This window comes from Microbulbifer hainanensis, assembly GCF_014904735.1.
GTDB lineage: Bacteria > Pseudomonadota > Gammaproteobacteria > Pseudomonadales > Cellvibrionaceae > Microbulbifer > Microbulbifer hainanensis.
Genome location: NZ_JACZCR010000026.1, coordinates 150828 through 172788 on the forward strand (window position 1 = coordinate 150828; position 21961 = coordinate 172788).

21 protein-coding genes are annotated in these 21961 nt (G+C 60.2%); 16 read left to right on the plus strand and 5 right to left on the minus strand.

Going from position 1 to position 21961, the window contains the following annotated elements:
* Nucleotides 1-49 precede the first annotated feature (49 nt).
* The 13 genes from gspD to IG168_RS09630 all read left to right on the plus strand — a co-directional run bounded on the left by gspD (nucleotide 50) and on the right by IG168_RS09630 (nucleotide 13219).
* Nucleotides 50-2056, plus strand: a complete 2007-nt coding sequence (gene gspD, locus IG168_RS09570; protein ID WP_193164163.1) for a type II secretion system secretin GspD — start codon at nucleotides 50-52, stop codon at nucleotides 2054-2056.
* Nucleotides 2053-3543 (plus strand): type II secretion system ATPase GspE, encoded by a 1491-nt coding sequence (gene gspE, locus IG168_RS09575; protein WP_193164164.1) that lies wholly within the window; start codon nucleotides 2053-2055, stop codon nucleotides 3541-3543. Before gspD ends, gspE begins: the two co-directional genes overlap by 4 nt.
* Nucleotides 3544-3642: 99 nt before the next feature.
* Nucleotides 3643-4857: a type II secretion system inner membrane protein GspF gene (gene gspF, locus IG168_RS09580; RefSeq protein ID WP_193164165.1), complete on the plus strand. Its 1215-nt coding sequence runs from the start codon at nucleotides 3643-3645 to the stop codon at nucleotides 4855-4857.
* A gap of 33 nt (nucleotides 4858-4890) precedes the next feature.
* A complete protein-coding gene (gene gspG, locus IG168_RS09585) occupies nucleotides 4891-5319 on the plus strand; it encodes a type II secretion system major pseudopilin GspG (RefSeq protein WP_193164166.1) in 429 nt (142 codons plus the stop codon).
* 21 nt (nucleotides 5320-5340) lie between these two features.
* Nucleotides 5341-5919 carry a type II secretion system minor pseudopilin GspH gene (gene gspH / locus IG168_RS09590; protein ID WP_193164167.1) on the plus strand — a complete coding sequence of 193 codons (579 nt, stop codon included), beginning with the start codon at nucleotides 5341-5343 and terminating at the stop codon, nucleotides 5917-5919.
* Complete coding sequence (gspI, locus tag IG168_RS09595) at nucleotides 5909-6322, plus strand: type II secretion system minor pseudopilin GspI (protein WP_193164168.1); 414 nt, start codon at nucleotides 5909-5911, stop codon at nucleotides 6320-6322. The genes gspH and gspI overlap by 11 nt, the downstream gene beginning before the upstream one ends.
* Nucleotides 6319-7113: a type II secretion system minor pseudopilin GspJ gene (gene gspJ, locus IG168_RS09600; protein WP_193164169.1), complete on the plus strand. Its 795-nt coding sequence runs from the start codon at nucleotides 6319-6321 to the stop codon at nucleotides 7111-7113. The genes gspI and gspJ overlap by 4 nt, the downstream gene beginning before the upstream one ends.
* A complete protein-coding gene (gene gspK, locus IG168_RS09605; RefSeq protein ID WP_319024683.1) occupies nucleotides 7106-8113 on the plus strand; it encodes a type II secretion system minor pseudopilin GspK in 1008 nt (335 codons plus the stop codon). The genes gspJ and gspK overlap by 8 nt, the downstream gene beginning before the upstream one ends.
* A gap of 2 nt (nucleotides 8114-8115) precedes the next feature.
* The gene (gene gspL / locus IG168_RS09610) at nucleotides 8116-9441 is read left to right on the plus strand and encodes a type II secretion system protein GspL (RefSeq protein WP_193164170.1); all 1326 of its coding nucleotides are present in this window, start codon (nucleotides 8116-8118) and stop codon (nucleotides 9439-9441) included.
* A 69-nt stretch (nucleotides 9442-9510) separates the two neighbouring features.
* A complete protein-coding gene (gene gspM, locus IG168_RS09615) occupies nucleotides 9511-9999 on the plus strand; it encodes a type II secretion system protein GspM (protein WP_193164171.1) in 489 nt (162 codons plus the stop codon).
* Nucleotides 10000-10230: 231 nt separating this feature from the next.
* Nucleotides 10231-10503 (plus strand): acetyltransferase, encoded by a 273-nt coding sequence (locus IG168_RS09620; protein WP_193164172.1) that lies wholly within the window; start codon nucleotides 10231-10233, stop codon nucleotides 10501-10503.
* Between the two features lie 117 nt (nucleotides 10504-10620).
* The gene (locus IG168_RS09625) at nucleotides 10621-10824 is read left to right on the plus strand and encodes a DUF2788 domain-containing protein (protein WP_193164173.1); all 204 of its coding nucleotides are present in this window, start codon (nucleotides 10621-10623) and stop codon (nucleotides 10822-10824) included.
* 184 nt (nucleotides 10825-11008) lie between these two features.
* Nucleotides 11009-13219, plus strand: coding sequence for a response regulator (locus tag IG168_RS09630; RefSeq protein ID WP_193164174.1), 2211 nt, complete (start codon nucleotides 11009-11011; stop codon nucleotides 13217-13219).
* A 121-nt stretch (nucleotides 13220-13340) separates the two neighbouring features.
* Here the strand turns inward: IG168_RS09630 and IG168_RS09635 are convergent, their stop codons facing one another.
* Complete coding sequence (locus tag IG168_RS09635) at nucleotides 13341-16484, minus strand: TonB-dependent receptor (protein WP_193164175.1); 3144 nt, start codon at nucleotides 16482-16484, stop codon at nucleotides 13341-13343.
* Nucleotides 16485-16740: 256 nt separating this feature from the next.
* Between IG168_RS09635 and IG168_RS09640 the strand changes: the two genes are divergently transcribed.
* A complete protein-coding gene (locus IG168_RS09640) occupies nucleotides 16741-17562 on the plus strand; it encodes a S1/P1 nuclease (RefSeq protein WP_193164176.1) in 822 nt (273 codons plus the stop codon).
* A 72-nt stretch (nucleotides 17563-17634) separates the two neighbouring features.
* Here the strand turns inward: IG168_RS09640 and arsH are convergent, their stop codons facing one another.
* The 4 genes from arsH to IG168_RS09660 form a co-directional block, all read right to left on the minus strand.
* Complete coding sequence (arsH, locus tag IG168_RS09645) at nucleotides 17635-18348, minus strand: arsenical resistance protein ArsH (RefSeq protein WP_193164177.1); 714 nt, start codon at nucleotides 18346-18348, stop codon at nucleotides 17635-17637.
* A complete protein-coding gene (gene arsB / locus IG168_RS09650) occupies nucleotides 18345-19373 on the minus strand; it encodes an ACR3 family arsenite efflux transporter (RefSeq protein ID WP_193164178.1) in 1029 nt (342 codons plus the stop codon). Before arsB ends, arsH begins: the two co-directional genes overlap by 4 nt.
* A 3-nt stretch (nucleotides 19374-19376) precedes the next feature.
* The gene (locus IG168_RS09655; protein WP_193164179.1) at nucleotides 19377-19850 is read right to left on the minus strand and encodes an arsenate reductase ArsC; all 474 of its coding nucleotides are present in this window, start codon (nucleotides 19848-19850) and stop codon (nucleotides 19377-19379) included.
* A 66-nt stretch (nucleotides 19851-19916) separates the two neighbouring features.
* Nucleotides 19917-20261 carry a metalloregulator ArsR/SmtB family transcription factor gene (locus tag IG168_RS09660; RefSeq protein WP_193164180.1) on the minus strand — a complete coding sequence of 115 codons (345 nt, stop codon included), beginning with the start codon at nucleotides 20259-20261 and terminating at the stop codon, nucleotides 19917-19919.
* A gap of 245 nt (nucleotides 20262-20506) precedes the next feature.
* On the opposite strand from IG168_RS09660, the gene modA reads away from it, so the two are divergent.
* Both modA and modB read left to right on the plus strand, forming a co-directional pair.
* A complete protein-coding gene (modA, locus tag IG168_RS09665) occupies nucleotides 20507-21265 on the plus strand; it encodes a molybdate ABC transporter substrate-binding protein (RefSeq protein WP_193164181.1) in 759 nt (252 codons plus the stop codon).
* The gene (modB, locus tag IG168_RS09670) at nucleotides 21265-21960 is read left to right on the plus strand and encodes a molybdate ABC transporter permease subunit (protein ID WP_193164182.1); all 696 of its coding nucleotides are present in this window, start codon (nucleotides 21265-21267) and stop codon (nucleotides 21958-21960) included. The genes modA and modB overlap by 1 nt, the downstream gene beginning before the upstream one ends.
* Nucleotide 21961: the final 1 nt, after the last annotated feature.

Consider the following 21961-nt stretch of genomic DNA (forward strand, 5'->3'; position numbering starts at 1 on the left):
TCAAGACCATCGATTTCAGACCTGAATTAAAAAAAGAGCCAGATAAATAATGATGAGGAAGTTTTATCGGGGGCTGTTAGCCGTCGGACTGGGATTGTTGCTGACGACTTCTGTGCTGGCTCAGGCGCCCGAGAGGGTCACTCTGTCGCTGGACAACGCGGATATCCGCGACCTGATCAATTGGGCCGCGGATTTCACCGGCAAAAACATCGTTGTGCACCCGAACGTCAAGGGCAAGGTAACGGTGATCGCCGGGGATCCCATGACCCACGACGAGGCGTTCAACGTCTTCATGTCGGTGCTGCAGGTAAACGGGTTCAGCCTGGTGGAGCAGGGGGACACCTGGAAAGTGGTTCCCGATGCGCTGGCCAAGCAACAGGCCATTCCTGTAGTGGACGATAACAGCGAGGGGAAGGTGCCGCCGGAATCGCTGGTGGTGCGCACGGTGCGGGTGGAGAATATTTCCGCTGCGCAGCTGATCGCCATGCTGCGCCCGCTGATTCCGCAGACCGGGCACCTGGCGGCCTACGCGGATACCAATACCTTGATCATTGCCGACCGGGCCGCGAATATCGATCAGATTGTGCGCCTGGTGCACAAACTAGACCGTGCCGGCGCTATTGATATCGAGATGGTTCCGCTGCAGTTCGCGTCGGCCAAGGACATCAAGCAGGTTCTGATGGAACTGTTGCAGTCCGGCGGTGGCAAGCAGGCCGGCAACGACGTGCAGCCGCTGCGTATCGCCGTGGACGAGCGTTCCAACAGCGTGCTGCTGACAGGCGACCCCGTCACCCGCCAGCAGTTGAAAAATGTCATTCACCGCCTCGACCAGCCGCTATCCGGCGATGGCAATACGGCGGTGGTCTATGTCCAGTACGCGAATGCCTCCGACCTGAAGCCGATTCTCGAGGGAATGAGCGGCAGTATCCAGAAGACCGAGAAAGACCAGCAGGCCGCCGATGTGGAGGTCAGCATTCAGGTCAATGAATCCCTCAACTCCCTGGTTCTGACGGCGCCACCGGCCCTGTTGGAAACCATGAAGGGCGTGATTGCCAAGCTGGATGTGCGTCGTGCCCAGGTCCTGATCGAGGCGGTGATCGTCGAGGTCAGCGAGGGCACCGGCAACCAGCTGGGTATCAAGTGGATCGCCGGCACCGATGACAATACCGTGGCGGGTTTCAACAACGACGCGGCGCCGACCGAGCTGACCGATGACAACGGCAATGTCATCTCCGACATCAATCCTTTTTCACTGAGCCCGACCAACCTGCTCGGTACCGGTCTCAACCTCGGCTACCTGAGCGGAACCGACATTCGCGTGGCCGTGAAGGCTCTGGCGACTCAGTCCAATTCCAATATCCTGTCCACCCCGACGGTGATTGCGCTGGATAACGAGGAAGCTGAAATTCTGGTGGGCCAGAACGTCCCCTTTGTAACCGGCCAGCAATTGCTATCCGGCAGCAACAACGATCCGTTTACGACCATTCAGCGCGAGGACGTCGGTACCACGCTGAAAGTCACGCCGCGGGTGAACAACAACAACTCGGTGACGCTGGATATCGAGCAGAAGGTCGAGAACGTGCTGCCGTTTGCGGAAACGGCGGAAGGGGCGTCGGACCTGGTAACCAGTAAGCGTGAGATCCGCACCAAGGTGTTGATCGACGACGGCGCCATCCTGGTTCTGGGTGGCCTGATCGAGGACAAGGTCACCGAGACCAAGTCCAAGGTGCCGCTGCTGGGGGATATCCCCGGTATCGGCCGGCTGTTCCGTTCCAGTAACAAGGACGTGACCAAGACCAATTTGATGGTCTTCCTGCGACCGAAGATCCTGAATACCCAGGTTGCCGGCTACGAAGAGACCCGCAAACGGTATCTGGATATGCAGCAGAGGCAGCTGCGTATGCGCGGCGACACCAGCCTGATCTGGGATTGGCACCGCGGCGACGTATTACCCGACCTGTTGCCGCCCACGGGAACTTACAGTGACGATGCAGCTACCGACGGCGATGACTCGCCGATGAAGGTGCTGGATTCCGAGGTGATTGATTCCAAATGACGCCTGAAGTGGTAACACCGCCCACACGGCGACTGCCTTACGCCTTCGCCAAGCGCCACCGGGTGCTGCTGGTGGAGGTCGACGGCCAGCCGCGCTGCCAGTATGTGGCGCCGCTGAATCCGTCAGCGCTGGCAGAAGTACAGCGTCTGTGCGGTTGCGCAGTGGACCTCGACGAGGTTGCAGATGAGGCTTTCCAGGCCGCGCTGCAGCGCCTGTATGAAAACCGTGAAGGTGGTAACCTGTCGGATGTGGAAGGGCTCGGGGACGAGTTGGATCTGGCGGCGGTGGTCGATTCCCTGCCGGAGACCGAGGACCTGCTGGAGCAGGAAGATGACGCGCCGATCGTCAAACTGATCAACGCCATCTTTGCCGAGTCGCTGAAGCAGGGCGCTTCGGATATTCATATTGAGACTTTTGAAAAGCGCCTGGTCGTACGTTTCCGCGTGGACGGTGTCCTCCGTGAGGTGCTGGAACCGCGGCGCGCTCTGGCGCCCCTGTTAGTATCGCGTATCAAGGTGATGGCCAAGTTGGACATTGCAGAGAAGCGCGTGCCCCAGGATGGCCGCATTTCCCTGTTGATGGCCGGGCGCGAGGTGGATGTGCGCGTTTCCACCATGCCTTCGTCCGCCGGCGAGCGTGTGGTCATGCGTCTGCTCGACAAGCAGGCGGGCAAGATGGATCTGACTCGGCTGGGGATGGCGGATAGTGATCTCGAAGTCATGACCGCACTGCTGAGTCGCCCACACGGTATTCTGCTGGTGACCGGCCCAACGGGCTCCGGTAAGACCACGACGCTCTACGCCGGCCTCGGCAGCATCAACAATCGTGAAAAGAACATCCTCACGGTCGAAGACCCGGTGGAATACAACCTCGAGGGTGTCGGCCAGACGCAGGTCAATACCAAGGCGGACATGACCTTTGCCCGTGGATTGCGGGCCATCCTGCGCCAGGACCCGGATGTGGTGATGGTCGGTGAGATCCGCGACCTGGAGACGATGCAGATCGCGATTCAGGCCAGTTTGACCGGTCACCTGGTGCTCTCCACGCTGCACACCAATACTGCGCTGGGCGCCGTGACACGCCTCGTGGATATGGGCATTGAACCCTTCCTGCTGTCGTCGAGCCTGATCGGCGTGCTGGCGCAGCGGCTGGTGCGCGTGCTGTGTCCCGAGTGCAAGGTGTCACACAGTGCTGATGCCAGCGAGCGCCGCCTGCTCGGAGTGAAAGAGGGCGAGGCCGCGATTATCTACCGCCCGGCGGGCTGTGATCACTGCAGCCACAGTGGCTATGTCGGCCGCGTCGGCATCTATGAACTGGTGCCGGTCAGCGAGACCATGCGCCAGCTGATTCACGACCGGGCCTCCGAGAGCAAATTGGTGGCCGAGGCGCGCAAAGTTTCGCGGAGCATTCGCGACGACGGCATGGCCAAGGTACTGGCCGGTATCACTTCACTGGAGGAAGTGCTGCGGGTTACCCAGGAGTCATAGCGCATGATGATCGTCGGCAGTGGATACACAGCAAGTATCAATCGCCCGGTCGCCAGTGTCGGGATCTTTGGCGTTTTCGCGGGCGGGGAGTTTTGAGTAATGGCGGCGTTTGAATATACAGCCCTGACCGACGCCGGTCGCAAGAACCGCGGCACCCTGGAAGCCGACAGCGCCCGCGCGGCGCGCCAGCAATTGCGGGCCCGGGGCATGGTACCCCTGGAGGTGGCTCCGGCGACCGAGTCCAGTGAAGTTGGGGCCAAGCTGTTTTCCGGTAGCCCCGGACTCAGCGTCAAGCACCTGGCACTGCTGACTCGCCAGATTGCTACCCTGCTGCGCGCCGGTATTCCGCTGGAGGAAACCCTCGGCGCCATTGCCAACCAGACCCGCAATCACAAGATACGCCGCATTGTACTCGCCGTGCGCGGCAAGGTCCTCGAGGGGCACAGCTTTGCCCAGGCCCTGGGTAGTTTCCCGCGCGCTTTCCCCAAGCTCTATCGCGCTACCGTGGAAGCCGGCGAACACTCCGGCCACCTGGATGCCGTGCTGGAGCGCCTCGGTGACTATACCGAGAACCAGCAGCAGTTCCGGCAGAAGGTACAGCTCGCACTGATTTACCCGATGGTGCTCGTGGTCGTCTGTGTTCTCGTGGTGACCGGCTTGATGGTTTATGTCGTCCCGGACGTCATCGAGGTCTTTACCGGGACCGGCCAGGTGTTGCCGCTGGCGACTCGTATACTGGTGGCGTTGAGTGACTTTATTTCCGCCTGGGGCTGGCTGGTGCCGCCGGCGCTGATCGCGCTGGCCGTTGTGATTGTTCTGCTGCTGCGCCGCCCGGCAATCCGCTACCGCTTCCACCACCGCCTGCTGGATGTGCCGGTGATCGGTTGGCTGGTGCGCGGTGCCCAGAGTAGTCGCTATGTCGGCACGCTGGCCATTCTCACTGGCAGCAGCGTGCCGCTGGTACAGGCGATGGGTATCGCCGGCGGCGTGATGAACAACGAGTTTCTCAAGGAGCGGCTGCAGCGCGCACAGAAGACGGTTCGCGAGGGGGGGAGCCTGCGCCGCGCTCTCGAGGATGTGGAGTACTTTCCGCCAATGATGATTTACATGATTGCGAGCGGCGAGTCCTCGGGGACCCTGGACCAGATGTTGCACCGGGCGGCGGAATCCCAGGAGCGCGACCTCCAGGGCGCAGTGACCGCCTTTGTCAGCCTGTTTGAACCGGTAATGTTGTTGCTGATGGCTGCCGTAGTTTTGTTTATCGTAGTGGCGATCATGATGCCGATTTTGAGCATGAATCAACTTGTGGTGTGAGAGCCTGAACACAGGCTATGTGGAGTGAAGACAATGAAAAACTTACGCAAAAGCAGTGGCTTTACGCTGATCGAGATCATGGTGGTTATCGTGATCCTCGGTGTACTCGCGGCGCTGGTGGTTCCCAATGTGATGGGCAAGGCCGGTGAAGCGCGGATGAAGGCAGCGCGTGTGGACCTGAAGGGTATCGAGACGGCGCTGGATCTCTACCGCATGGACAACTTCTCCTACCCCAGTACCGATCAGGGGTTGCAGGCGCTGGTCAGCAAGCCGACGGGATTTCCCGAGCCGAAGAACTGGAACCAGCCCTACCTGAAAAAGGCGCCCAAGGATCCCTGGGGTAATCCCTACGAGTACATCGCCCCGGGCACCACCGGTCCCTATGACCTGTTCAGCCTCGGTGCCGACGGCAAGCCCGGTGGCGAAGGCGAGGCGGCGGATATCTCTGTCGCGGACCTGTAACTGGTCGTTGGGCGTCCGGTCATGTCCCGAATAGCGGCCCGCAGCCGCGGTTTTACCCTGATAGAACTGCTGGTTGTCATCGTGATCATCGCCGTACTGGCGGGCATGGCGGTTGTTTCCCTGGGCAATTCGGGCGCCCGTGCCTGGACCGGCGAGGTACAGCGCCTCGCCAACCTGTTGCAGCTGGTGGCGGATCGTGCACTGATCGACAAGGCGCACTACGGTGTGGTGCTGAAACCCGACGGCTACAGTGTCGTGCGTTTCGACCCCGCCACCTTGCAATGGCAGCCCCTCGATGGCGCTACTGGCAAAGCCGGGGCCGCCGCGCGTTTCGCCTCCCGCCAGCTGCCCGGTGATACGCGTATCGAAGTGATCGATGAAGCCGAGTTGCCAGTCGCCGCGCCGACAGAGTTTGCGGCGGAGAAATCCAAACAAGAAGAGGGCGCGGTGCCGCAGTTCGTGGCCATGTCCAGCGGCGAGATCCTGCCGGTCGAGCTCGAAATCTACATGTTGCGCGACGGCGACATCAGCCGCGGCGCGACCATCTCCTATACCAGCCTGCACGGCCTCCAACTCGAGTGGCAGGCCGATGATTTCTAATATTTCCCGCAAGCGGCAGCGCGGTTTTACCCTGATTGAAGTACTGGTGGCGCTGGCCATATTCGGCGTCATCGCCATCAGTGTCTTTGCCACGATGCAGAACAGCGTGCGCCAGCAGGCGATCATGGAGCAGCGGCTCGCCGCCAATCTGGTCGCCCAGCAGGTGCTGGCCGAGATTCGCCTGCGCAGCCCCTGGCCGCCCATTGGCGAGAAGACTGAGCGGGTGCCGCAGGGGCAGCAGGAGTGGCAGGTCACCGCCCGCGTCGAGGACACCTCGGAAGAGCGCATGCGCCATATCACCGTCGAGGTGGGGTATGCGGATGCGCCCCATCCGACCCTGACCCTGGACGCCTGGGCCGCGCGGGAAGATGCGCGGGGAGAAGGTGGAGAGGAGCAACGATGATGCACGTCGAGCCCCTCCGCCAGCGCGGTTTCACCCTGATCGAGACACTGGTTGTCCTGGTGATGGTGTCGATCATCTGTATCGGCTCCTATGCGCTGCTGAACAACTTCAACCGCACGGACCAGGTGCTGGAAAATCGCGCCGAGGCGCTGCGCCGTTACGCCATGGCGATGTACCGCATCGGCGATGACTTCCGGCAACTTACCGTGCGACCGGTGAAGAACGGCTACAACGGCTACGAGCCCGCACTGCGCGGGGATACGGATGAAATCGAGTTTACCCGTCTGGGCGCCGCCAACCTGACCCGCGAACCCCGCGGAGAGCTTCAGCGCCTGGCCTACAGCACCGGGTACGCCGAAGACGCGGATACCTCTGCGACTGACGAAGAGGATGCCGGTGCGCTGCTGCTGCGGAGCCGCTGGCGGGTGCTTGACCGGGCTCCGGATTCAGAACCGGTGGTAGAGCCCCTGCTTGAAGGCGTGGAGACTCTGAACTTTCGCTATTTCGATCCGGATACCGAGGCCTGGCTGTCCCAGTGGCCGCCGGTCACTTCGCGCACCTCCACAGCTGCTGCCGACCGCAGCCTGCCGCGTGCCATCGAGCTGGTGCTGGTCACCCGCAGTGGCGGCGAGCTGCGTCGCGTGTTTAATCTGCCCCGGGTATCGGCAAGTGCCGGCGGGCAAAGCGATGGGGCAGACGGCGCGGGCGGCGACGAAGGGCGCGCTGACGACGGCGAAGGCACTGAAGATGGCCAGGGCGAGGAGAGCCGGGGAGGGCGCGATCGTGAATAGGCACAGTCCCCGCCGCCAGCGCGGCGTCGCCCTGATTACGGTGCTGCTGGTGATGGTCATCGCCATCGTAGTGGCGACACATGCAATTACCCGCAACCGCATAGCCGTTTCGAGGACCAGTGCACTGCTGGCGAACACGCAATTGGCGGAATTTGTCGGCGGCGCCGAAGCCTGGGCAAAAGTGGCGCTGGAAAAGGATTATGAAGCGGATCGTGAGCAGCAGCCGGCCGCGGACTCCGCACAGGAAGCCTGGGCGCAAAAGGCGCTCGCATTCAATCCTGATAATGGAAAAATCCGCATTAATATCAAAGACTTGAATTCATGTTTTAATGTCAACAATCTGGTCGAAGGCGGCGACAGCGACCAGCGCCAGATCTTCGAGCGGCTGGTGCGTACCGTCACTGGCCGGGCGGAGCTGGCTCAGGCGATCCTGGACTGGGTCGATAGCGGCGATACGCCGCTGGCGCCGGGTACGGAAGACGATGGATACCTGGGGCTGGAGGTCGCGCACCGCACGCCGGATACCCTGATCAGCGATGTGTCCGAACTGGCATCGGTCCAGGGCATGGAGACGGAAGACTGGGATTCCCTGCGCCCGTTCCTGTGTGCACTGCCGGAATCGGGCACATCGATCAATGTGAACTTTGCGCCAGTGGAGCTGCTCCAGGCGATCGATCCGCAGGGCAATGCGAGCGAACTGCTGAGTTTCCGGGAAAGCAACGGTGTGCTCAACCAGCGTTCGCAGCTGACCGCCTACGGCTTTGCCAACGCCAGCGGACTGGTATTCAACAGCCAGTACTACCTCGCGCGCATTGCCGTACAGCTGGGCGAGGGCGGCGAATACCGGCAGTATTGGGAAAGTGAGCTGCAGCTGGACGAAACAACGGGTGAGGCGAAGCTGGTGCAGCACCAGCGGCGCGCGTTTTCCGGCACGTTCATGAACGAATTGCTGAACTATGAAACTGGCGATAATGATCAAAAAACCAATAAAACCAAGTAGTTATGACGAAAAGCTCAAGCTCTGACACCAATGCCGAAAGTCGCGGCAGCCATTTGCTTCTGCTGCGCCTCAGTGAGTCGGGCGGGTGGGATCAGCCGGTTCGCCTGCATTGCTGGAGCGACCGCGGCTGGCGCCCGGTGGCGGTGGACGAGGAATTCGTGCGCGCTTTCAATCCTTCCTGCGAGCCGGAGCCGACACCCGAGGATGCACTGCAGCTGGCTTTCCCCGAGGGAGCGCGCGCACTGTTGCTGCTGCCCGGAAACTGGGTCTGGAGCGGTGTCGAGCGGGTGCCGAAGGCGGCCCGGCGGCAGAGTCGCGCCGTGGGTTACCTGGTCGAAGAACGCCTGGCCGAGGATGTGGAGGACCTGCATTTTGTCTGCCGGCCACGGCGTGGTGACGAGTGCAGCATCTACGCAGTGGCGCGAGACAAAATGGCCGCGTTGCATGGCCAGCTGGAGCGCCTGCAGTGGCCGATTGTTACAGCGGCGCCGGAATACCAGCTACTTGATCTGATGGAGCAGGATATCGCGCTGTGGCTGGATGGCGGCCAGGCGCATATCTGGCACCGGGCGGGCCACGGCTTGTCGGTGCGTCGCCAGTACCTGCAGCCACTCTTGGCCCTGCTGGCCCAGCCGGCAACGGGCGATGAGATTGCTGACGCCGACGAGCAGCCGCCGGAACTGGCACTGCTCGGTGCCGGCGACGAGGACGGACTGGCGGTGGCAGAACTCGAGTCCCTTTTCGCCGAACACCTGCATCCGGTATCCGGTTCTGCCGAGGAGGCCTTGCTTTCGCGCTACAAGCCGGCACGTCTGGTCAACCTGCTGGTAGACGAGTACCAGCTGGACGACGGCACTGAGGAGGGCAGCTGGTGGGTGCGGCCGGTAAAGGTGGCCGCCGCCTGCTTTGCAGCGCAGTTGATGTTGTTCGTCGCGGCAGGGGGTTATTACCAGTGGCGGGCGAGTGCCGCCGAGGCCGAGGCGCGGGCCCTGTTCAGCGACCTGTTGCCCAACGTCACGCCAAGTTCCGATCTGCGTCGGCAGATCAATGGCTACCTGAGCCGAGCCGGTGGCAGTGACAGCAGTTTCGCCAGCCAGCTGCAGCTGCTGAGCCGCGTCTGGGGGCAGCAAAAGGGAACCAAACTCAAATTGCAGTCACTCCGCTTCGATGGTAATCGCGGCGAGATGGTATTGCAGCTGCAGGCGCCGAATCTGACTGACCTGGACACCGTGGTGGGGAACCTCTCCGGTGGCGGGCAGTATCGCGCCGAACTATTGGCGGCAAGTGAATTGGATGAGGGTGTTTCGGGGCGTATTCGACTGCGATAAGTCACCGGCGTCTCGGTTAGCCCCGCACGATTGCGGATATTCCGACAAAGCGGATCAGAATTTCGAACGATGAAAGAACAAATACAGCAGTGGCAACAGAAATGGCAGGCATTGCCGCCGGGAGACCAGCGCGCCCTGGGGTTGCTGAGCCTGTTTCTCGGTGGCCTGTTTATCGTCTACGGACTATTCATGCCAGCCAAGCATTTCTTTGATAACGCCAAAAACCGGGCCGAAGAATCTCGTGAGCTGGTGCAATGGATTGAGTCCCAGCGGCCGGTCCTGCAGCGGCTCGACCTGGGCAGCGGGAATGACACCCAAGCCGGCGGAACCCTGTTACAGCGTGTGACCGCAGCCGCTGAACGGCACCGTATAGCGATCAAACGCTTTGAGCCGGAAGGCGACGGCCGCATCCGCCTGTGGATCGAGCGCGCCCGCTACGAGGATTTGCAGCCCTGGCTCAATAGCCTGATAGAGCAGCGCCTGACGATTCGCACCGTCAATCTCGATGCGCTGCAGGAGGAGGGGATGGTCTCGGCACGTTTGACACTCGAGGGCTGAGTGCCCAAGGCTTCTCTACCGTTCTTGCTGTGTATTCGGTTCTTTCTAATCGTAAATAGCGCGTACGGTTTTATTTTTCCGTATGTTTATCGGCAGAATTCCTCCCTAGCATTCTGTTTTTTCGATCTCTTGAGGGGAGAACCGCTTTCTGCTCGAATCCCAAAAGAGGCATGAAGCGTCGCGTACAGGCCCTATACTGAGATTAATCAAGACGAAATGGGTGCCAGTCACATGTTGTTCAAAGATACCGCGACGAATCACCTGGTCGAAGTGGCAGATATCGTCACTCTCGCCAACCCCTACGAGTTGACCGTGGTGGGGCGTTACCTCTGGGGTGAGGAAATGCAGGATCCAGAAGTGTTTGACAAGACCGACCTGTGCTTCCTGTCCGGGGAGGCGCTGCCGCGGTGCTGGCACGATAGTCGCTACCGGGATCGCGAGGTGCGCCGCCTGCGTTGCGGTACTCACGCTGCCGAGGACGGGGATTACTATCAAGGAGCCTGAGGCCGGTAGTGATAGGGGGGCGGTACCCGGGCACCATGGGATCTTATGGTGCGAATCCCTTACCTGTGACCTCTAACAACTGTACAATGCGCGCCAATTTTTTAGCGGGCGGTCCCGATGTCTTTTGATCAGTTTGAAGAGTACTCCCTCTGGCTGGGAGTCGGCGGACTTATCCTTTTCATGGTCTTCATTGTCTGGAGTCTGGCAAAAGAATCGAAAGCGGGCCGCTTTGGTACATTTATATTGTTTTTGGCGCTGGGCCTGGGTTTGCTCGGCTTTCTAATAAAAACTGTACTGGTAGAAGTACTGGGAATAGGCTGATCGGCGGCAGTTGTGGCGCCTCGTGGGTTCGTGTTGAGTAATTGGCTTCAGGTTTTCGCAGCGGGTGATCTTACGGTCACCGCTTGTACTGGTTACCAGGGGCTCTCCACGGTTCCTGCGTTGCAAATGTGTCCGGTCCGCCGCCGTTCAGTTATCCCCCGGTCTGCCAGCGAAGAGCTTTTCCATGCCGATATTTGACCGCCCCGAACTCAAAGTACAGAAAGATCGCCGTGTCTGCCGGGTAACTGACACGCGCATCGCCAAGTACAGTCGGCGGGGCATGCTGTTTTCCCTCTCCGCTTTCCTGGTGGCGGCCGCCGTCGGGGATATGCGTGTAGAGGCTCCGCACCTGGTGCTGGTGCTGGGTATCGGTCTGGTCGTGCTGACTCTGCTGCGCGGCTACTACGTTTTCCGTTTCAGCCCGCTCTATGCGACGGGTCCGCACCGCTGGCGCCGGCGCTATTTCGTCGCATCCACGATTGGCGCGGCCTGGTGGGGTGTGATTCTGCTGTGCCACGTCTGGCTGGTGGGCTTTTCCCCGGAAACCCAGTTCCTGTGGCTCTACACGGTTATTTTCTGCTCCAGCATCACATCGGTTTTCGCGCCTTACTACCGCTTCCTCACCTGGTTTATTGCCGCATCGCTGCTGCCTGCATCCCTGAAGGCATTCCTGTCCGGTGAGGTTATTGGAACCATCTATGGCGCCCTGACATTTGCCTTTGTGTGGCTGTCGTCCCACCAGGCCCGGCGTGAGTCGGAAAACTACTGGGACCGCCTCGGCGCCATGCAGGAGTTGCAGCAGCGTGCCAGCAGCCTGGCGGCGGCGCGCAAGCACTCCGAAGCGGCGGTGGAGTTGACCAACGAATTTGTTGCCAATATCGGCCAGGAATTTCGCAGTCAGCTGTCGGACTCCCTCGGGGCCCTGGCGCTGCTCGAAGCGGAGCCCTTGACCGAGCGCCAGCGGGAATGGGTACAGCTGGCCAAGGCGGCTGGCAGCCAGCAGCTCAAGCTGGTCGATAACGTCGGCCTGTTTACCCGGGTGGCGCGCAAGGACATCCGTCTGCGCCAGGGGCCGTTCAACCTGGTCAAGACGATCGAGAAGTCCTTCAAGTTCGCCGCGCGCGCCGCCCATCGTCAGCGTCTGGAGTTCAATTTCCAGATCGATGACAACCTGCCGGTAATGGTGACGGGAGACAACCGTAAAACCTCGCAACTGATCCGCAACCTGGTGGATTCCGCCACTGCCATCGCCCAGACCGGTGAAGTCTGGGGGCAGGTGAGCTTCACGCCGATTACCAGTGCGGAAGGGCAGCTCACCATTAGTCTCAACGACGATGGCCAGGGCGAGATATTGCCCGATGAAAGCGAGCTGTTCGGGGCCTTTTCCCGCCTCGATACCACCCAGGTGACCACGGGGCTGGGTCTTTCCATTGCCAAGGGGCTGGCGGAGGCCATGGGTGGTTACCTGCAACTGAATTCGTCGCCCGAGGGCAACCGCTATCAGGCCGTCATTAAATTCAAAATGGAGCCGAACCAGCGCGTTTACCTGACCCCTGACCGGCGCCTGCAGGATTTTGAGGTGCTGTTCGTGCACCAGAAGGGGCTCTTCGTCGCCGGCCTGGTACAGGTGCTGCGCTCCTTCGGCATGGAAGTGACCTGTATGAAGTGGCGGCCGGATTCCCGCGAAGAGGTGAGCGGGGCAATGCAGACCGCGTTTGAGCGCGGTCAGCTGGTAATGCTGGCACCGGCCATGGGCGACGATTCCCTGTTCGAGGGTGTCAGTGAGGTGCGGTCGCAGATTGAGGCGGACGTCAGCCAGTGCCCGCTGATCTGCCTCGGGGGCTATGGCCACAAGGCCGTATTCACGCCGCTGCTGCAGTCTTTCCCCACCGCGCAGTATCTGCCGAGACCGGCTACACGCAAGGAATTGCACGATATCCTGATTTCCCGCCTGTTCGGCGGCGTGAAGAAAGGCAGCCGGCGCATCGTCTCCGGCAGCGGCGACGTACCCAAGCCCCGCTCCCTGCTATTGATCGAAGAGTCGCGCCAGCACCAGGGCGTGACCGAAGAAATGCTGCAGGCGCTCGGTTACCGGGTCGATGTAGCCTCGTCGGTGGAGGAAGCCATGGCGCAATTGCCACAGCGTCACTACGACCTGCTGCTGGTGGACTGCCAGCAGAATACTGAGCACAGCGCTCGCATCATCGAGACTCTGCGCCACTGGGAGTCGGACAATACCCCGGACGACCGCCTGCCCGTCATTGCCCTCACCAGCACTACCGAGGAGCAGTTCGAGGGCCGCTGCCTCGCTGCCGGCATGGACGACTTCCTGACCAAGCCGCTGAGCAAGGACCTGCTGAGCGAAACGCTCGAGCGCTGGCTGGGCGATAACTGATCCCGCGTTTCCGCCGCAACATGGCTGGCGGGGGTGAGCACCCAGGGAAGGGCGGTGTATGGCCTGCAAATAAAAAAGCCGGCGCTCGGCGCCGGCCCTCAAATTGCCTTGGATACAGCGATCAGAAGTTGTATTTCAAGCCAAGCTTCACTCTCCAGGTAGACTCCGCGACCTGGAAGCGACTGTAGTTATCGGCATTAAAACCGCCATAGGGCTCGCTGTAGACATACTGCCCATTTTCATTCACGTCATAGTCAAACAGCTTCTGCTGCGGATACTGGAGGTCGTAGACCTTGCCCCAGTCGTCGTTCAGCAGGTTGGCGAAGTTGTCCACCGTCAGGGTAAGCAGGCCGCGGTGGTCCGGGAGGAAACCGGGCACTTCCTGGGTAATTGCCAGATCCATGGTGGTGATCCACGGCATGGTGTCTGAATACTTGTCGACATAGCCACCGGCAGAGCCGGAGACGCCCGCCGCCTTTGCAATCTCCATGATTTGCGCATAACTCAGGCCATTCGCGAAATCCACCGCCGGATCGTCGGCGCCGGACGGAATGTATGGCAGGTAGACGTCTGAGTCGTCGAAACTCGGCTGATCGCCGAAATCGCCATCCCGATAAGCGTCCAGTGTCCAGGAGAATGGGCGTCCGGAGCGACGCTCCCAGAAGAGGTTGAAGTTGGTCGCATAGCCCGGCACAAATTCCCTTCGATAACCGAGGTTCAGCACAAAGCGATGCTCGACTTCGTAATAGGCGGTGCCTTCCAGCGGCTCGTTGCGGTTTTCAACCACCTCGTACTGGAAGTTGGATTCCGCGGTGGAACTGGTGCCCGGGTTCACCTCGGTGATGTCCTGGTGGGTGTAGGAGAGGTTGAAGGAGAGGCCGTTGTCGAAGGCCTTGTCCAGGGCAGTGGTCCAGATGATGCTGCGCCCGCCGTTATCGATATTGGTCAGTTCCAGGTCGTAGTTGCCCTCGAACTCGGTGCCGTTGTAGACATTGTCCCAGATGATGCGTCCATCCACTGTCCGCTTGCCGCTGTCTACCCGCGACAGATCGCGCCAGTAGACCGCATCTTTACGGTCCACATAAGTCAGCTCGTTGGTCCAGTTGAAGTCATCGCCCAGGCCGGGCACCTCGAAGGCGTAGTCTGCAGCCAGCTGGTAGCGCCAGTCGGACGGCATTGCGAAGTCCGGGTCGATGGAGTTGGTACTGCCGGCGCCCGGCGCCAGCGCGTCCCTGGCGACCTGGGGTACGCGGGTGAAGTCTACGGCGCTCGGATCCAGGTCGGTCAGGTAGACGGAATCCTTGGTGGTGCCGTCATTGGTGTAGGCGTTGGACACCCACACCAGTGGCATGCCGCCGCTGAAACGACCGACACCGCCGCGCAGGGTCAGGTCGTCGCGCAGGTTCCAGGTGAAGCCGACGCGCGGTAGCCAGATGTCACTGCCATCCAGGTTTTCCGTATTGGCGTAGCCGTAGGTTTCCTCGAAGTGGCTGTTGAGGTTTGGCGCGCTGTCGATGCTGAGCCTTTCGTAGCGCAGGCCGGCAACCAGCTCGAAACCGGCAAAAGGTTCCAGGGTGGCATCGCCGTACAGGGAGTAGGTTCTACCATTGACGTCGTAAGCGATGTCCTGAATGTCATTGGTGTAGGCGTTGCTGTACTGGAAGTCGCCCGGCTGCCGGTTTTCGAAGTCGTCGATACTGTCAAAGTTCCAGGTGCCCCGGGCATGGCGACCGTAAAGGTTGTAGTTCCAGGTATCCTCGATTTCTGCACCGAAGCGGTACTGGACGTCGCCCCTGAGATAGGCGCCGTGTACACCGAAGTTCCACACCTCGTTTGACAGTACATTGGCATGGCGGTTTTCATCTGCGCCGGCGAGGATGGTGCCATCGGCGGTTCTGATATTGACCTCGCCCCAATTGGAGTTGGTCAGGGACGCCTGTTCGTATTCCTTGTAGGACAGGTTCACCTCGGTGCTGAATGTATCGCTCCAGTCGGAAAAGAGATGTGCCGTGTAGAAGCTGGTGTCCTGCGCCATGGTCCAGAGGTTGGAGGACAGGTTGAGGGTAGTGTCACTATCGGTGTAGTTGCGTGCCGAACGGGTTTCCTGGTCGCTGTAGGTAAAATCCGCGCGGTGATCTTCGTTGATGTTCCAGTCCAGTTTTACCAGCAGCTTTTCATCGCTGTCGGGGTCCGGTGCGGAACCCACGGAATCGCTGACGCCGTAGACGTTCTGCATGATGTCGAGTACACGCGTGACTTCAGCGGTAGTGACATCGTGGTTGGCCAGGGTGTCGAGATCGTAGTTGAACTCGACATCTTCTTCCCACTTTTCGTAGGAGGTGAAGAAAAAGAGCTTGTCCTGCACCAGAGCGCCACCAAAGGTGGCTCCGAGGGTTTCCTCGCTGTTATCGATATCGTATTCGGTCACGGATCCGTCACCGGACAGCTTGCGGTCTTCCGCGGTACCGGCCCAGGGCACCGACTCGAAGAAGGCACTGCCGTGGAATTCATTAGAGCCGGACTTGGTAACCGTATTGATGGTACCGCCGGTAAACTTGCCTTGGCGGGCGTCAAAGGGCGCATAGGCAATGGAAATCTGGTCCACCGCATCCAGTGAGATGGGCGGGCGGTTGGTGGGATAGCCGTTGCCCTGGAGGCCGAAGGTATCGTTGATGCCGACACCGTCCACAGTCAGGGAGTTGTATTTCGGGTTGGTGCCGGCAATGCTGAGTTCATTGCCATCCGGGCTGACGACCGCCAGGGGATTGGCCCGGACAATATCCTTGAGATCCCGGTTGAACGCAGCGGAATTCTGTATCGTGTCTTCACCGAAAACGCTACTGGCACCGCGGTTAGTAAAAACCTGTGCATCCGCGGTTACGACCACTTCTTCCAGATCGTTAACCTCGGGTGCCGCATTGCCCAATTCGATCGGCAGGGATAGGGGCGAGCCGAGACTGAGGTAGATACCTTCGAGCGCTTCTTCCCCGTCCTGTTCCGTATTGACGTGAACGGAGTAGGGGCCGCCGACACGCAGGCCCTTCAGGGTAAAGCGGCCGGATGCGCTGCTGTCGATTTCGCTGCGGCTGTTAGATGGGGTATGGACCACAGTGATGTGGGCGTGGTCGACAGGCTTGCCATTACCATCGGTGACAATGCCGCGAATGGTGGCGGAGGTTTCCTGGGCAAATGCCGCGGGCGTCGTGCCCATCGCCGAAATGACCGCTGCGGCCAGTGCCGCCTGCGGAAACGCGCAGCGTTTCATGTGATTCTCCTGGTCTTGAAAATGGCCAACTGAATGGCAAAGGTGATCGTTAAAGGTGATCTTTGTTGTCGCGCCTAATGGCTAAAACGCGGGCGCATTCGCGCCGGGACACCTTTTTAGCAGCCGAAATTTACCGGGGAGTGAAGGGGGGATTGCAGTTATGTCTCTAATTGTTGACGGAAAAATGACGCCGCAGCAATTGTCATAATCGGCCTCTAGCATCGAGAGACATTTTCAATTTAAGGATGTATTGACAGTGAATAAACTATTGCACGCGACAAGAACACTCTGTCTGTTGGTGTTGATCGTATTAACACCGAAAACATTTGCCTGGGGGGCAGACGGACACCGGGTTACCGGAGAGATCGCCTGGCAGTTCCTCGCGCAAGATGCGCAAAAGCAGGTTGCTGAACTGTTACAGAGCGCCGGCGAGCCAAGTCTGGCGGAGGCAGCGACCTGGGCCGACCGTATTCGCAGTAACGAGGACTACAACTGGGCGGCGCCGTTGCACTATATCAACCTGCCAGAACACTGGGACGGTTACCAGGCGTCGCGGGATTGCCCACCCGCTGGGTGTATCCTGAAGGCGATCGAGCATTTCCGCGGTGTGCTCGGCGATGCCACGGCGACCGAGAGTGCCCGCGCGGAAGCCCTGTTATTTATCGCCCATTTTGTCGGGGATCTGCACCAGCCGCTGCATACTGGCCGGGCTGCGGATCGCGGAGGCAATGATATCGCTGTTACTTTCTTCGGTGCGCAGACCAATCTGCACGCGCTATGGGATACCTATCTGCCGGCGGGATTTATCGGTGACTGGAAAAACTATGCGGACGCTGAAACCCGGGGCATCACGCCGGCAGAGCGTTCACTGTGGCTGCACAGCGCCGCTGTAGATTGGGCGGAGGAGTCTCATGCGCTGGCCTACAGCAATGCCTACACGCGGGAAAAGCGATTGGGGGAAACCTACTACACACGGAACCGGGATATCGTCGCACTGCGTTTGCGTCAGGGTGGTGTGCGCCTGGCAGGTATGATCGAGTCGGCACTGGCGCACGATAAGGATAGTACCCGGCGTTGACCGGCAGCTGGCAGATTCGGGCGTCGCCAAGCGATAGCAACGCCCGGATATAAGAGTTCAGCCGCGTATTTTTCAGAGCGACCGCTGGTCGATCCGCTGGCGGAATTCGGCTTCCGTCTCTTTGCGCTCGGAATAGCGATCGACGAAGTAATCCCGGTTGTTGCGTAGCAACAGGGTAAATTTCATCAACTCCTCCATGACATCCACGATCCGGTCGTAGAGAGAGGAGGGCTTCATACGGTCGTCATCGCCAAACTCCAGCCAGGCCTTGGGCACGGAAGACTGGTTGGGGATGGTGACCATACGCATCCAGCGCCCGAGAATCCGCATCTGATTGACCGCATTGAACGACTGGGAGCCGCCAGAGACTTGCATAACGGCAAGTGTTTTGCCCTGGGTCGGGCGCACACCGCCCAGTGCCAGCGGAATCCAGTCGATCTGTGCCTTCATGACAGCGGTCATGGCGCCGTGACGCTCCGGTGAGCACCAGACCATGCCGTCGCTCCACTGGGCCAGTTCCCGCAGTTCCTCAACCTTGGGATGTGTCTGATCGGCATCATCCGGCAGCGGCAGCCCCGCGGGGTTGTACATTTTTGTTTCCGCACCGAAAGTGTCCAGCAGCCGGCGCGCTTCCTCTGCGGCGAGGCGACTGAATGAGCGTTCTCGCAGCGATCCGTACAGCAATAGAATTTTCGGTTTTTCCGCGGAAATTTCCGCAGCCAGTTTTTCCCTGTCCGGCAATTGCAGGCAGGCGGGTTCAATATTGGGCAGATCCTGCGTATTCATGCCGGGTTCTCCTCAAACCAGTGACGGGTGCGGTTGGCGAAGGCGACGAGCGTCAGCATGACCGGCACTTCTACCAGTACGCCGACCACCGTGGCCAGCGCCGCGCCGGATTGCAGGCCAAACAGGGAGATGGCGACAGCCACTGCCAGTTCGAAGAAGTTGGATGTGCCGATCATGCAGGCCGGTGCGGCAATATTGTGCGGCAGGCGCATTGCCCTGGCGCTGGCGTAGGCAATGACAAAAATGCCGTAAGTCTGTATGAGCAGCGGGATGGCGATCAGCACAATGGCCAGCGGCTGGTCTAGGATGGTTTCCGCCTGAAAGCCGAACAGCAATACCACCGTCGCCAGTAGCCCGGCGATGGAGATGGGTTTCATTGCGAGGATAAAGCGGTTCAGGCGGCTGTGATCCCCTTTGGAGTCCAGGGCCCGTCGTGTCAGCAGTCCGGCTACCAGCGGAATTACGACATAGAGGGCGACGGACAACACTAGGGTATCCCAGGGCACGGCGACATCGCTGACTCCCAGCAGGAATGCGGCGATCGGTGCAAAGGCGAACACCATGATGAGGTCGTTGACCGAAACCTGCACCAGCGTGTAGTTGGCATCGCCGCGTGTGAGGTGGCTCCAGACAAACACCATTGCCGTACAGGGGGCGACGCCGAGCAGGATCATGCCCGCGATATATTCGGAAGCGGTCTGCGGATCCACCAGGTCGGCAAAAATAACCCGGAAAAACAGCCAGCCCAGCGCGGCCATCGTGAATGGCTTTACCAGCCAGTTGATTACCAGCGTCAGGGCCAATCCCTTTGGCTTTTTGCCGATATCACGGATGGAGCTGAAGTCCACCTGTACCATCATCGGGAAAATCATCACCCAGATAAAAATGGCCACCGGTAGGTTGACGTGGGAGATTTCCAGCGCCGCGACCGCGTGGAAAAAGCCGGGAACACTGCTGCCCAGCAACAGACCGGCGACAATGCACAGGCCTACCCAGACAGAGAGGAAGCGTTCAAACAGTCCCATGGTTTACTGATCCTCCGCGATGGCAATCAGTGCGCGCTCGAGATCGGCACCGCGCAAGGTATCCAGGTCGAGGGCGAGGAGTCGGTGAACACGCGATTCAATCGTATCCATGACCGCGAAGAATGCATCACGGATTTCTTCGTCCGTGCCGCTCAGCTTGGACGGGTCGGGCAGCCCCCAATGCACTTTGACATTATCGCCGAACCAGAGCGGGCAGCTCTCATTGGCGGCGCTGTCGCAAACAGTGATCACGGCATCGGGATTGAAGTCCTGGAAATCGTCCCAGGACTGGCTGCTGAGTCCGTCGACCGGAACGCCGCGCGCCTGCAGGTATTGAATGGACAGGGGGTGCACCGCCCCGGACGGCTGGCTGCCGGCACTGCAGGCCTCAATTTTTCCGTCGGCCAGGTGATTGGTAATGGCCTCGCTCAAAATACTGCGGCAGCGATTGTGGGTGCAGATAAACAGCAGTTTCATTGTGGTTGTCTGTGCTCCATCAGCGGGTTCATATGTGGAAATTGAGATAGTTTGGCGTAAATTTTTTTAGCAGGAATCGGCACAGCGGGCTGGTCTATCGCCCATACGATCCAGCTTCAGCAGGTTGTCCCGAATAAACGCGGGCTCTGCTTCCAGCGTCTGCTGCAGAACCGATCGCGCCCACTCGGGCAGTGCCGGTTCTATCCGATAAAACACCCACTGGCCCTGGCGGCGATCCTGTAGCAGTCCACATTTACGCAGTTGCGCCAGGTGCCGGGATATCTTCGGCTGACTGTCTTGCAGCGCCTCCATCAGTTCGCAGACGCAGAGTTCCCCCTCACGTGCGATCAGTAACAGGCAGCGCAGGCGGGTTTCGTCGGCCAGGCATTTGTAAAAGAGCACCGGATTCATAAGCACCTGATGGTGGTTGGTGTAATGGCCGTCGCTGGAAGTACGATGGCAGGTGAATCATATCTGATTTTTGATATATATGAAATTCCATATGTTATGGGTTGGAACAACGGATTCCGGATGCCAGCACCTTGTTGCTTAGCGTTGTGTAATGCGCTATATAACGCGTGGCTGGCGAGCCGGCTCGCGGTCGAATCGTAACCGGGACGGTCGCCGCGACCCGGGTCATAAGATAGAGAGGGGATATGAAACGGTTGCTGCTGTCGCTGGTCCTGGCCGGTATCTGTCTGCAAGTCCGGGCCGAAGTGCTGACTGTTGCGGTTGCCTCCAACTTCACTGCGCCAATGAAGGACATTGCCGCGGCCTTCGAACAGCGGACCGGCCACAGGCTGAGACTGGCTTTCGGTTCGTCCGGCAAATTCTATGCGCAGATCCGCCACGGAGCCCCGTTCCAGGTCTTTTTCTCTGCGGACACCGCCAAGCCCAAGGCGCTGGAAGTGGCGGGCCTGGCGGTCGCCGGTAGTCGTTTCACCTATGCGGTTGGGCGTCTTGCGCTGTGGTCGGCGGATAAGCATCTCGTGGACGGCAGTAGCGCGGTTTTGGCGCACGGCGATTACCACAAGCTCGCCCTCGCCAATCCCCGCCTGGCGCCCTACGGCGCCGCGGCAGTGGAAGTGCTGCGCAACCTGGGGCTGGAACAGGCGACAAAGCCCCGCTGGGTGCAGGGGGAAAACATTGCGCAAACCTGTCAGTATGTCGCCAGCGGCAATGCCGAACTGGGTTTTGTGGCCCTGTCGCAGATCCAGCACGAGGGGCGCGTCGAGCGCGGCTCTGCGTGGATAGTGCCGGCGGCGTTATATCAGCCGATTCGCCAGGATGCGGTGTTGCTTGCCGGAGGAGAGAACAGTCCCGGCGCCCGCGCACTGCTCGACTTTATGCGCGGTGAACAGGCGCGCGCGATCATCGAATCCTACGGTTATCTGACCGGGCATGGGGCGCCGTGATGGGATTTACCGCCGAGGACTGGATGGCGATATCCCTGACGGCGCGACTCGCGCTCACGGTGACCCTGTTGCTGCTGCTGATCGGGACGCCCATTGCCTGGTGGCTGGCGCGCAGCCGTTCGCGCTGGAAGGGACTGATCGGGGCGATAGTGGCGCTGCCACTGGTATTGCCGCCATCGGTACTGGGGTTTTATCTACTGCTCGCGATGGGGCCGAATGGTCCCATCGGCCAGCTGACCGAGGCACTGGGGCTGGGCACCTTGCCGTTCACTTTCTGGGGCCTTGTCATCGCGTCCATTTTCTATTCCATGCCGTTTGTCGTGCAGCCGATCCAGAACGCCATCGAGGCACTGGGCGAGAGGCCAATCGAAGTGGCGGCCACTCTGCGCGCGGGCCCCTGGGATCGCTTTTTCACCGTGGTGCTGCCGCTCGCCAGGCCCGGTTTTGTCACCGCGGCGATACTGGGGTTCGCCCACACGGTGGGCGAATTCGGCGTGATCCTGATGATCGGCGGCAATATTCCCGGTGAGACGCGGGTGGTTTCCGTTCAGATCTACGATTACGTTGAAACCCTCGACTACGCGCGCGCCCACTGGCTCGCCGGTGCGATGTTGCTGTTTTCCTTTGCGGTGCTCCTGAGCCTCTATCTGTTCCGGCAGCGGAGCTCCCGCGCGGCCATTGATTTCGGGGGGTAGC

Bases quoted from the DNA above. Each gene is read 5' to 3' on its own strand.
- gspD (WP_193164163.1), top strand. From the start codon at position 50: ATGATGAGGAAGTTTTATCGGGGGCTGTTAGCCGTCGGACTGGGATTG.
- gspE (WP_193164164.1), top strand. From the start codon at position 2,053: ATGACGCCTGAAGTGGTAACACCGCCCACACGGCGACTGCCTTACGCC.
- gspF (WP_193164165.1), top strand. From the start codon at position 3,643: ATGGCGGCGTTTGAATATACAGCCCTGACCGACGCCGGTCGCAAGAAC.
- gspG (WP_193164166.1), top strand. From the start codon at position 4,891: ATGAAAAACTTACGCAAAAGCAGTGGCTTTACGCTGATCGAGATCATG.
- gspH (WP_193164167.1), top strand. From the start codon at position 5,341: ATGTCCCGAATAGCGGCCCGCAGCCGCGGTTTTACCCTGATAGAACTG.
- gspI (WP_193164168.1), top strand. From the start codon at position 5,909: ATGATTTCTAATATTTCCCGCAAGCGGCAGCGCGGTTTTACCCTGATT.
- gspJ (WP_193164169.1), top strand. From the start codon at position 6,319: ATGATGCACGTCGAGCCCCTCCGCCAGCGCGGTTTCACCCTGATCGAG.
- gspL (WP_193164170.1), top strand. From the start codon at position 8,116: ATGACGAAAAGCTCAAGCTCTGACACCAATGCCGAAAGTCGCGGCAGC.
- gspM (WP_193164171.1), top strand. From the start codon at position 9,511: ATGAAAGAACAAATACAGCAGTGGCAACAGAAATGGCAGGCATTGCCG.
- IG168_RS09620 (WP_193164172.1), top strand. From the start codon at position 10,231: ATGTTGTTCAAAGATACCGCGACGAATCACCTGGTCGAAGTGGCAGAT.
- IG168_RS09625 (WP_193164173.1), top strand. From the start codon at position 10,621: ATGTCTTTTGATCAGTTTGAAGAGTACTCCCTCTGGCTGGGAGTCGGC.
- IG168_RS09630 (WP_193164174.1), top strand. From the start codon at position 11,009: ATGCCGATATTTGACCGCCCCGAACTCAAAGTACAGAAAGATCGCCGT.
- IG168_RS09635 (WP_193164175.1), bottom strand. From the start codon at position 16,484: ATGAAACGCTGCGCGTTTCCGCAGGCGGCACTGGCCGCAGCGGTCATT.
- arsH (WP_193164177.1), bottom strand. From the start codon at position 18,348: ATGAATACGCAGGATCTGCCCAATATTGAACCCGCCTGCCTGCAATTG.
- arsB (WP_193164178.1), bottom strand. From the start codon at position 19,373: ATGGGACTGTTTGAACGCTTCCTCTCTGTCTGGGTAGGCCTGTGCATT.
- IG168_RS09655 (WP_193164179.1), bottom strand. From the start codon at position 19,850: ATGAAACTGCTGTTTATCTGCACCCACAATCGCTGCCGCAGTATTTTG.
- IG168_RS09660 (WP_193164180.1), bottom strand. From the start codon at position 20,261: ATGAATCCGGTGCTCTTTTACAAATGCCTGGCCGACGAAACCCGCCTG.
- modA (WP_193164181.1), top strand. From the start codon at position 20,507: ATGAAACGGTTGCTGCTGTCGCTGGTCCTGGCCGGTATCTGTCTGCAA.
- modB (WP_193164182.1), top strand. From the start codon at position 21,265: ATGGGATTTACCGCCGAGGACTGGATGGCGATATCCCTGACGGCGCGA.